The organism is Pelagibacterium montanilacus (genome assembly GCF_003992665.1).
In the GTDB taxonomy this organism is placed as follows: Bacteria; Pseudomonadota; Alphaproteobacteria; order Rhizobiales; family Devosiaceae; genus Pelagibacterium; species Pelagibacterium montanilacus.
In genome coordinates this window covers 1-12483 of record NZ_RZMX01000010.1, presented here as the reverse complement: position 1 = coordinate 12483, position 12483 = coordinate 1, and the positions used below count along the sequence as shown (strand labels likewise).

Annotated in this window: 3 protein-coding genes; 2 read left to right on the top strand and 1 reads right to left on the bottom strand. The window is 62.4% G+C overall.

Annotated features, from left to right (window positions below; genetic code table 11):
• Positions 1-123: 123 nt before the first annotated feature.
• Together EO136_RS03695 and EO136_RS03690 are read left to right on the top strand one after the other, a co-directional pair.
• Positions 124-8370, top strand: coding sequence for a DUF7507 domain-containing protein (locus EO136_RS03695; protein ID WP_127143130.1), 8247 nt, complete (start codon positions 124-126; stop codon positions 8368-8370).
• Between the two features lie 3 nt (positions 8371-8373).
• On the top strand, positions 8374-11838 hold the full coding sequence (locus tag EO136_RS03690) for a TonB-dependent receptor (RefSeq protein WP_127143129.1): 3465 nt from the start codon (positions 8374-8376) through the stop codon (positions 11836-11838).
• Positions 11839-11947: 109 nt separating this feature from the next.
• Here the strand turns inward: EO136_RS03690 and EO136_RS03685 are convergent.
• A partial coding sequence (locus tag EO136_RS03685) for an IS630 family transposase (protein WP_127143128.1) occupies positions 11948-12483 on the bottom strand: 536 nt, incomplete at its 5' end.

Sequence of the window (12483 nt, the reverse complement as noted above, 5' to 3'; positions counted from 1 at the left end):
TAACCGCGCAGTCGAACAGGCAAGATTTCGCCGTATTCTATGATCGGGGAGAAACTACGTCCGGGTCCGGGCGCGCTTTGCCCTTGATTGATCGCGCAGTCTTCTGGTTCCGGGTATTTGTATATGACGCCACTTTCCCTGTTGTCTCGGGCATCGGCTGTCCTCGATTTTCTGACCGATGCGTTCGGCGTACGAACGGGTAGAGCCGGGGTGGGACTGTTTGGCAGGCTTGCGGTCGCGAGCGGAGTGCTTCTGGCCGCCGGTGCAGGACCGGCCATGGCGCAGTCGAACTGGGCGATCAACGTCAACAATACCGGTTTTACCCCAATGCCTGCGGGCGGGGTGGTCGAGTACACCGTGCGCATCGACAACGCCGGCAATATCGCCACCCCCGCAACCGAAGTGACTTTCACCATTCCCGAGCCCTCGATCTATGTGGGGATAACGGGACTGGAGAACTGCGCGCCGGCCCCCGAAACCGTACCCAGCCCGACCACCGCTCCGGTCGACGTGGTTTGCGACGTGCCCGTGATTCAACCGGCAGGTAACATCGGGGCTGTGGTCAGCCTCCGGCATATGGAACAGGGCGCAGCGACTCTTTTCTCGCAGATCCAAGGCGGGCCGAACTTCAGCCGTACGACGACCGTGCAGCGCGGGGCGGATTTGGGCGTGGCCCTTTCGGCGGACCCGTCTCCGGTCCAGGCCGGTGATATGGTCACGCTTTCGGCGGCGGTGACCAACTACGGACCGGACGAATCGACAGAGGGTCAACTGATCCTGGATGTGCCGGTAGGGCTGTCGCGCAACGTGCAGTTCCCGCCCTCGTCGTCCTGCTCGATCAACGATCGCCGCATTACCTGCGATCTCGCAGATCTGGCGGTAGACGAAACCGCAGATTTCGATTTCACGACGCAGGTCACCGCAGCCAACGCATCGACGGCGACAGCGGAGGCGCAGGTCGACGGGTCCACGCCCCGCGATCCGATCAGTGATAACGACATCATGACGGCGGCTATCGACATCCAGGAAGGCTCCGACCTGGGGCTGACCAAGTCGCGCTCGCCATCGGGCGTTCTCGTTGAAGGACAGCAAGTCACCTTCACGCTGCAGCCAACGCTGGCCGGGGCAGTCCCGAGCGCTGCGCAGATCACCGATACGGTGCCGGAAAACTACGACATCGCAGACGTGATTGCGGGTGAGGGCTGGACCTGTGAGGCGAACGGTCAGGTGATCGAATGCAATTACCTGGACGGTGTGGACGCCGATTTCCTCAATCCTATCATGATCGAAACGACGGCGGCGACCAACACTGGTGGCGGGGTGGTCACCAACGTCGCCGAGATATCCTCGGACGGCGAGAACGAGGGGGCCGAGGACAACAATTCTGCCGATGACGGCGGTGCCCAGATCGACGTGCCCCGCATCGACCTGGTTGCCGACAAAGAGGGGCCCCCGCGTGGGCTGGTTACCGTGGGCAACGACTATGAGTTCACGCTGCGGGCCCGCAACAATGGCAACCTTCCGTTCAGCGAGCCGGTGAGCATTATCGATGTGCCGAGCGCGGGGCTTGCGATCACTGCGGTAGATGCTCCCGACGACTGGACATGCGTCTCTTCGACGTCGGGATCGTCTCCTTCGGATACGGATCCGATCGTGAACCCCGACACGCTCGTCTGCACAACCGAAAAATACGAGACGGCGCCCCTGGGCATCGGTCAGTGGACCGACACCATAACGGTGACTGCGCTCGTGACCGAAGAGGGCGATCTGGACAACCAGATGGAGGTCGAGTTCGAAAGCGAGGACGCCGATCCGACCAACAACACGGCGGATGCGGGTGACCTGACCAGTGCGAATGAAGGGAACTGGGCGGATGTCTACGTTACCAAGACGGTCGTCGGGGATGACACGGTCGTTTCGGGGGACGAGATCACGTTCCGGATCGAGATCGTCAATGCCGGCGATGCCGTTGCTGAGGATGTGCGGCTCGTCGATCAATTGACGGAGATCGTCGGGGAAAACGGCGGCGAGCCTGGGAACATCACGCCCCAGATTTCTCTGGGAAACGTCGAAGAACTGACGTGTGACCCGCTGACCGGCAGCGGATATTCGCGGACGCTGAACTGTACGATCGCCACGCTGCCGGTCTGCACTCCGAACGATGATTGCCCAACGGTCGAGATCACGGTGCGACCCGGCGATGAGGGAAGCAAGCAGAACACGGCCTCTGCCTATTCCTTCGCGACGCCCGACGACGACACCGAGAACAACATCTCGACTGAGGACTACACCGTTACCCCCCGCACCGACGTCACCGTCACCAAGACAAGCACGTCCGAGGCGGTCGGTGCTGCGGTGGGCCAGTCGCTGACCTATGTGATCACCGCGGAGGTGCCAGATCTGGGGCTCAGCGCGGCCCGAAACGTGACCATAACCGATACGCTTCCGGCTGGCGTGCGGTTCCTCGAGGCCATTCCCAGCGCGGGTAGCTGTGGCCCGGGTGGGCCCGCTTCGGGGGCCATCATCACCACGGGCGTGAACGATGTCCTCGAGTGCAATCTGGGGACCATCGGCAATCTGGGCCAGCAGACCGTCACGATCACGGTGGTGCCCACTATGGATGTCTTTGACGCGGATACGCCCATGGCCATCCTCAATTCCGTGAGCGTCTCAACAAGCACGCCGGAAATCGACGAGACCAACAACTCCGACGATGTCTCCATCGAGATCCTGCCGCCCGAGATCGACCTCGAGATTCAGAAGGTGGATGGGCCCGACCCGGTCGAAATCGATACCGACACCACCTACAGCATCACCGTCATCAATTCCGGTCCCTCCGATGCCACGAGAATATTTGTGGTCGACGATCTGCCCGAGAGCGGCCTCGCCAATCCGCGGGTGAGTTCTGTGCCGGAGGGCTGGGACTGCGACATCGAGATCACCGACACCAGCACGCCGGACAGTACCGTGACCTGCTGGGCGGACTTGCTGATGGCGGGCAGCGAGGTCGACATCGAGATCGACATGGAGGCCGTCGCGCGCGGGCGTCACACGAACACCGCGACGGTGCGCTCGGCAGAGACAGTGGCCGGCTACGACACGGTTGAGGGCAACAATGTCTCCAACGAGGACACCACTGTCCGCGTCAAGTCCGACCTTATGGTGACCAAGTCCTCCAGCGTCTCGCAGATCGATCTGCGCGACGAGTTTTCCTGGGACATAGCGGTCACGGCGCAGCAAGGCGATGGACTGGACGTCGCCGAGGCGGTGGTGCTCACCGATGATTTCCCTGAAGGTATGGTGCTCACGCAAGTTCCGGAAATTCTTCAGCCTTCGGAAACGCGCAGTTGTACGGGCGGTGTGAACGATACAGGGATCGTCTGCCAGCTTGACGAAATCGGCGCCGGCGAGACCGTCACGGTACGCATCTGGGTGAAGGTGATCGCGGTGGACGAGCCGGGTGACGCGGTGGTCAACGAAGTCAGCGTCACCACGCAATCCTTCGAACAGAATGAGGATGACAACACCGCAGAGGGTAGTGTGAACACGGTCCAGGCGTCCTCGATCAGCGGCACGATCTATCGTGACTTCAACGCTGACGATATCCTGACGGGCGGTCAGGACACGGGAATCGCCAATGTCACGGTCAACGTCTCCGGCACGGCGCTGCATGACGGCGAGACGATCACCGCGTCGGCGCAGACGGACGGCAATGGCGACTATACCGTCTCCAACATACCGCCGGGCACCTACACGGTGTCCTACGACCCTGGCTCGATCTCCGAGGATCACCTCGTTGAAGGCAGTGCGCTGCCGGGAACCGATTCCACCGCAAACGATCCTGCCGGAACCATCGATGATGAAACAACGATCAGCGAAGTCGTCATCACGACCGATGTTGCCGGCACCGACTATGATTTCACGCGCATTCCCACGGCGCGGATAGGGCTTGGCAAGGTCGCAACCGCAGCGCAGTTCGAGGAGGATGGCAGCTACACCATCACCTACACGCTGACGGCCGAGAATTTCAGCCTCGAGCCGGTCGACAATGTTGTGATCGAGGATGATCTCGATGGGCCCGACCGGAATTTCGGCACTTATACCGGCGACGCGGGTACGCCGCCGGAAGGGTCCTATACCGTCACCGCCGTGACGGGCGGGGCTTTCGGCACGCTCAATACCGACTTTGGCGGGGATGCCCAGCAGACGCTGGTGAGTGATGGCACGCTTGGCGTCGGCGAGAGCGGCACGGTGAGTTATACGGTTCACGTCAATCCGGCCGTACCGCGGACCGAAGGGCTCTCGCACACCAACCAGGCCACGATATCTGCACAGGGTAGGTATTCGGGGCAGGATTCTTCCAGCAACGATCAGCTTTCGGACATTTCCAACAACACCGCGAACCCGGACCCAGACAATAACGGGATCGGCAATGAGACGGGCAACAACACCCCGACAGTCGTCAGTCCGGACTTCGCGCCCTCGATCTCGTTGGACAAGACAGCGGACTTCGAGCCGGCTGGCGAAGTTGCCGATGTCGGGGATACGATCACCTACACGTTCGTTGTCACCAACACCGGCAACACACCGCTCATCGACGTCACCGTCACCGATGATCTTCCCGGCCTGTCGGCGCTCGATGGTCCCACCCAGCCTTTGAGGCTGGAGCCGGGCGAGGATGCGACGTTCACCGCCACCTATGATCTCGAACAAACCGATCTCAACAATGATGCGGTGGCCAACACCGCCTCGGCTCAAGGCCAGTGGGGCGAGAACGCCGGGGGCGAGGCTCTGACTGTTTCCGACACCGACGAGGCCGAAATCGATGGCTTGGCCGATCCGGGTCTCATGATCGAGAAAAGCGTTCAGTCCACCACGGTCAGCGATCCCAGTAGCCTCGGCGAAACGATCACATACCAGTTCACGGTCACCAATACCGGCAACACCGATCTGACCGACGTGGTCGTCGTCGATCCGTTGCTGGGAGAAATCTCGGAGCTGGACATCGGGGAGATGCCGCGTGGCGGCGCGGCTGAGGTTGTCGCCGCCCCCTACGCGATCGACCAGGACGACATCGACGCTGGGCGGGTCGATAACGAGGCCTATGCCACTGGCGACTACGCGGCCGGGACGGTTGAAAGCGAGCCGGACGACGCGACCCAACCGGTCTATCAGCAGCCATTGGTGGAGATCAGCAAGGATATCGATACCGATTCCCTCCCGGAGATCCCCAGTGCCGGCGATATTCTCACCTGGACTGTGACGGCGACCAACACCGGCAATGTGACGCTGACCGATCTGGTGCTGACCGATCCCATCGCGGGAGCCGAGATATCACCGGCATCCCATCCAAGCGTCGCGCCCGATGGGGAGGTCATTTTCACCGTCCAAGCGCCTATCACCCAGGAGCACATCAACGCCGGGGACGTGACGAACACGGCAAGCGTGTCCTCCGAGGAGGGGGCGACCGACAGCGATGATGAAACCGTCGCATTGACCCAGAGCCCGGGCATCGCGCTCACCAAGCAGATGATCACGGACCTTTCGGTGCCGCGGGAGCCCGGAGAAACGCTGCGATACCGGTTCACCATCACCAATACAGGGAACGTCCCGCTCGATACGCTCACATTGACCGATGGCCTTGCTGGCTTCGTTCTCGATGAGGGGGACGAAACCGCGCTCGCTGACGCTGTTCTCCAGCCCCAGAACGCGGGCGATACCATCCCCGAGGCCGACACGACCATCGTGGTCGAGGGCCTCTTTACGCTGGACCAGAACGACATCAACGCGGGAGAAGTGGTCAACACTGCCGATGTCGAGGCCTATCCCACCGTCGGCTCGACTGACGAACCGGTGACCGACACCGACCAGGTCGAAACCTCGCTCGATCGGAACCCGCAGATTCGTCTGATCAAGACGATCACCAGCCAGCCTGAAGGTGTTGCGCGGGTGGGTGACGAGGTCACCTATGCCTTCGAGATCCGGAACGTGGGCAATGTGGTGCTCGGGGAGATCACGCTCACGGAAACCCTCGAGGGCGCGGAGATTTCGCCAAGCTCGTGGAGCGGCACGCTGTCGCCTGGCGAACGTGTCGATGACGTCTTCACGGCGACCTATGCGCTGACCCAGGACGACATCAACGCCGGGATCGTGGAAAACCAGGCGACCGTGAGCGGTCGAGGGATCGGCGAGAGCGGGGAACTGGTCACGGTCACCGATGCATCCGGCACTGCAGTGGACAACGACACGGCCACGGAAGTGGAGCTGGAGACCGAAACCGGACTGGAGATCGTCAAGTCAGAAGAGACGAGCCTGCAGACACCGCCTCAGGCAGGAGACACGATCGATTACAGCTTCGTTGTCACAAACACCGGAAACATCACGCTCTATGACGTTGCGATCACCGATCCGATGATTTCGGACGATCCGTTGACGACGATCGATGAACTCCAGCCGGGGGAGGGCAATGCCGTCACCCATGGCCCGGTGACCTACACGATCGACCAGGATGATGTGCAGTCCGGCGAGGTAAGGAATACCGCGACGGCTGACGGTTTCACCGATGCCGGGAACGAGACCCCGATCTCATCGGACTCCAATGAGATTGTCGTTGAACTCGAACAGGTGCCTGGTCTGGCCATCGTCAAGCGGCAAGAGTCCGATCTGGGCGATCCCACGGAAGTGGGCGAGGAGATCGACTATTATTTCGACATCACCAACACCGGCAATATCATCATCGACGATATCGAGATCGTCGATGAGATGCTGTGGACGACGCCGTACGCCCCCGATGACCGAACACTGCTGCCCGGAGAGGATCTTACGGTCGGACCCTTCACTTACGCGCTCGACGCAGACGACATCGAACGCGAGTTCGTCGAGAACCAGGCCACTGTCAGCGCCACTTACGATGTCGGTGATGGGGAGCAGTCGATCGAGGACCTCTCGGGTCCGACCAACGACACTGACGAACCTCTGATCGTGCCGACCATCCCGGTCGCGCCCGAACTCGCCATCGTCAAGGAAGCCGAGTTCGTGGGCGGCGGTTCGAGCTACACGCTGGTGGGCGACCGGATCGACTTCACCTTCACGGTCAGCAACACCGGCAACGTTCCGGTCGAGGATGTCAGCCCTGAGGAAATCTCGTTCGCGTTCGACGGCACGCCCGCCGAGACCGAGATCACCGAATTCGATCCGCCGTCCGCCACGATCGCGCGCGGTGAGTCGCAGGTTTTCACGGCCAGCTATGTGTTGACCCAGAACGACCTCAATGCCGGGGCCGGGGTCACCGACGGCGTGGTGAACACCGCGCGCGCCACGGGCACCGCGATCGGGTTGAACGACGCCGAGAGTCCGGTGTCCTCACCCGAGGACAGCGTCGTTCTCACGCTCAGTCCCCAGCCGCCGAGCGACGTGGTGATCACCAAGACCACCAGCCGGCCGATGATCCATCGCGGGGAAACGATCCCCTTCGAGATCGAGGTGCGCAACAATTCGCTCTCCAATGCCGGGGACGTCACCATTGTCGACCGCATCCCTTCAGGCTTTGTCCTCGTGGACGGTTCGGCAAGCGTTGACGGGGTTGCATTCGAGCCCGAAATTGCCGGCAACGAGATCACCTTTCCCGATCTTCCATTGGGCGCGGAGCAGCGCATCGAGATCGGTCTGGTCCTGCGGGCCCTGCCTGGTACCCCGCCAGGTCGATACCGCAATCTCGCGCTGGGCTATGACGAGCTTGGCACCCCGCTTGGACCGCAATCGGTGGCCGAATTCGAGATCGTGCCCGATGCGGTATTCGATTGCAGCGACATTATCGGCACGGTCTTTGATGACCGCGACGGCAACGGCTATCAGGACGAGGGCGAGCCGGGGATTCCGGGCGTCCGGTTGAGCACCGTGCGCGGCACGCTGGTCACCACCGATGCCTTCGGGCGCTTCTCGATCCCCTGCGCGGCGATCCCCAATGCCAATATCGGCTCGAACTTCGTGCTCAAGCTCGATGGCGGCACGCTGCCGACCGGCTTCACCCTGACGACCGACAACCCCGCCATGGTGCGGGTCACCCCGGGCAAGATGGTGGAAGTCAATTTCGGGGTGCAGGTTGGACGTCAGATCAAGATCGCGGTCAGCGATCCGGCCTTCGATGCAAACGCGACGACGCCCGGCGCTGAACTCGAGGCAGGGCTGGGCCAACTGATCGCTCTTCTGGCCGAGCAGGAGGCGCATCTGCACGTGGAATACGAAGCAGCCGGCGATCAGGCCATGGCCCGGAGCCGCATGGACAGGCTCGTGCGGGCCATCCGCCAGCGCTGGGCCGAGGCCGGCGCGCCCTATGAACTCGTCATTGACACCACGATTGGGGGGCGCTGAGGCATGACCATTTTCGCCTACGCATCCTTGCGCACACGCGCACTCTCACTGCTCATGGGAACCGCGATTGCCACCGTTCCGGTGCTGGGGCTATCGCCCGCCGCGCTGGCGATGGCCGGGTTCTCGATTTCGGTGGATGGCGAGCATGTGGCGGGGGATCCCACGCCCACCGATCCGGTTCGCAAGTCCGATGTCGCGCTCGCCAAGGCCGACATTCAGGTGACCTATGAGGGGCTGCAGAACGAGGCGCGGCTGGCCGTTGGCCCGACGCATGGTGTCCGCAGGGCCGAGCCGGGCAGCACGGTACCGTTCCGGCTCGACACCAACTACGCGCAGTGGATCGATCGGGCGGAGATCCGGGTCTTTGACGAGGACATGAAAACCCTCCTCGCGGTCCTTCCATTCACCGAGAACCGCGTGGAATGGGGCGTGCCGGCCGGGCGTAGCGCCACCTATCACTATGTGGCACGCGTCTACGACGGCAACGGCAGGTTCGACGAGACCGTGCCCCAGGCGTTCTATGCCGGTCATGAGACCGGCCGCAGCGTCGGCCGGCACGCGATCTGGGGACAGGACCAGACAGCGCACCGGTCGATCTCTGTGCATGGCGGTGCGGTGAGCGTGCACGCCACGGCCCTCAAGCCGGGGAGCGTTGCATATGTGTTGGGCGAGCCCGTGCCGGTCGATGCCTCGGGGGCATTCGTCGTCCAGCGCATCCTGCCCGCAGGCGATCACGCCGTGGACATCACGGTCGAGGGGTTGGATGGCAAGTCGGTGGCCTTCAGCCGCGATATCAATATTCCCGACAGCGAATGGTTCTATGTGGGTCTGGCTGACCTCACCGTCGGCGCCCGCTGGGGCGAGGGCGAAATCATCGACGCCGCGCCCGAGGAGTTCGACGACGTTTACGTCAAGGGACGCGCCGCGTTCTACCTGCGGGGCAAGATGCGGGGCGACGTGCTGCTGACCGCAGCGGGCGATTCGGGCGAAGGGCCGCTGGAGGAGATGTTCACCGGCGTTTTCTCGACCGATCCGCAGGCGCTGCTGCGCCGGATCGATCCGAACCAGTACTATCCGGTCTATGGCGATGATTCCGAACTGGTCGATGACGCACCCACGAGCGGGAAGCTCTATCTGCGTCTGGAGCGCGGCAACAACCACGTCATGTGGGGTAACTTCAAGACCGAGATCGGCGACGGGACGATGTTGCAGGCCCAGCGCACGCTCTATGGGGCCTCTCTCCATGCCGAAACCGCCAGCGTTACCTCCGAGGGGCGCCCGCATGCCGAGACAACCCTTTATGCCGCCCAGCCCCAGACGCTGCCCGCGCGCGACACATTCCGCGGCACGGGAGGCTCGGCCTATGTGCTGCGGCGCCAGGACGTGGTTCCGGCCTCCGAAAACATCTCCATCGAGACCCTGAACGGGGTGACGGGCATGGTGACGTCGACGCGCCGCCTGCGCGCGGGCGTGGACTACACCATCAACTATATGCAGGGCCTGATCATCCTGGCCGAGCCCCTTTCTGCGTCGGTCCGCGACGGCGGAGCGGTGAGCTCGAGCGAATCCGATGTGGCAAACCTGCTCGTCCAGTACGAGTACAAGCCCATCGGCACCGACGTACAGGAATACGCCTACGGCGGCAGTGCTTCGACCTGGCTGGGCGACCATGTGCGGGTGGGGGCGGTCGGCATGGCCGAGACCAATGGGGATGACGAGGACCTGAGGGTGATTGGCGTGAATGCCCGTGTGCAGGCTGACGCCGATACCTATCTCGAAGCCGAAGTGCTTCATAGCGAAGGCCGGGAGCGGGGGAGTTGGCTTTCGACCGATGGCGGCTTCACCCATTTCCAGCAGCCCGTGTCCGGTTCGACCAATGGGGCAAACGCCTACCGCGTGTCGGCCCGGACCGACCTGGGCAGCTATTTCGACGGCAGTTTCGGCCTTGTGGCCGGTGCGACGGTCGAACACAGGGAAGAGGGCTTTTCGACACTCGACCATCAGGTTCTTTCCGACACCGTGTCGGCTTCGACGTTCGTGTCGGCCGAGTTCGGTGAAGTGGCGGATATGGAGGTCAAAGCCGATCACACCGAGAACGCCAAGGGCGAGCGGCGGACCGAAGTGGCGGCCGAACTGGGGTATATGCTGAACCCGGACTGGACGATCAGCGTGGGCATGATCCACCGCACCACCTCCAGCCAGCGATCGGGTTCCAGGACCAGTGGCAGCCGCACAGATGTGGGTGCACGCGTTGATTACACGGGCTTCGAACGGCTCGACGTTTACGGGTTCGGCCAAACGTCCCTCGTCCACACGCCCGGATATCCGCGTAACGACCGCGTGGGTGGTGGCTTTGAATGGGAAATCGGGAATGGCTGGACAGCCGGTCTGGAGGCATCGGGCGGCACGACCGGGCCCCAGGTCGACGCCACCGTGGCTCATGCCGACACCGACGGAAACCGCTCCTATCTGGGCCTGCGCATGTCGCCGGATATCATGGACAGCTTCCTTGTACGCAATACGCCGGCCAATGGCATCGTTTCGGGCGCCGAGCGCCGGATCAGCGACGTCGCGAGCGTTCATGCCGAGAATATCTACGATGTCTTCGGAGGCAAGCAGTCGCTCACCGGACTCTATGGGGTGACGTTCACGCCCGATGAGCGCTGGACCGCCTCTGGCACCTACGAGACGGGCACCATCGAAGATCCAGACGCTGAAGACTTCTCGCGCCATGCGCTGTCCACGGCGCTTGCCTACACCGATGGCGGGGTGGAATGGACAGGACGAGGCGAATTGCGGCTCGAGGATTCCGATGACGACACCCGGGACCGGGCCACGATCCTGGGCCAGTCAGGCCTCTCGGTTCAGATCGACGACACATGGCGGGCTCTGGGGGCGGCGAGCGCCGTGCTCAGTGCGTCCGACCAGAGCTCGATCCTGGATGGCGAATATATCGAAGCGAGCATCGGGGCGGCTTATCGGCCGGTCGAGAACGACAGGTTGAACGCGCTGATCCGCTACACCTATCTTTACGATCTGCCCGCGTCCGATCAGGTATCGGTCGACGGCACGACCATGGGGCCGGCCCAGCGCAGCCACATCTTCAGCGCCGATGCCAATTACGACCTTACGGAATGGCTGACCATCGGTGCCAAATACGGGTTCCGTATCGGAGAGATTTCCGAGACCCGAGAGGCCGATGATTTCGAGGCCTCATCTGTGCATCTGGGCGTGCTCAGGGCCGATCTGCAGGTGCTCGAGGACTGGCGCGTGCTGCTCGAGGCCCGCGGGCTTCTCCATGCGGAGACCGAAGTGCTCGATCTGGGCGCGCTCGCGATGATCAGCTACGACATCAACGACACGGTGAGAATCGGTGCGGGCTACAATTTCGGCCATTTCTCCGACGATCTGCGCAAGGTCGAAGCCGACGATCACGGCGTGTTCCTCAACGTTTCGGCACGGTACTAGAGCGTTTCCAGAAAAAGTGGAAACACTTTTCCGGTTCGGAAACGCGCCAAACCAAAGACTTAGAACTCCTGTTCTGATTCAATCAGAACAGGATATGCTCTAGGCTCTGTCATTTTGTGACGGAAGCATACCCGGCATTTTGGATGTAGTTTGCACATTCGTGCGGGGAGATTGTCTGCACGAGGCGCCCGATGTGTCGCCAGGTTTCATCGACGGTTCGTTTCTGGGCCATACGCATCCAATGCTTTATCTTGGAGAAGGCCTGCTCGATGGGGTTGAGGTCGGGTGAGTAGGGCGGCAGGAACCAGAGCCGTGCTCCCGCACTTTTGATCATCTGCCGGATGATGGCGGCCTTGTGGGAGCCGAGATTGTCCATGACGACGATATCGCCGGGCCGGAGGGTGGGCAGGAGCACTTGTTCGACATAGGCCCGGAACGATGTCCCGTTGATCGGGCCGTCGAAAACGCAGGGCGCGATCAGCCCGTCGCAGCGCAAAGCGCCCAAAAAGGTCATGGTGCGCCAATGGCCGTTCGGGGCGAAGCCGCGCAGGCGTTGACCTCTTGGTCCCCATCCCCGGATCGGAGCCATGTTGGTCTTGATCCAGGTCTCGTCGATGAACACCAGCCGATTGGGGTCCAGATAGG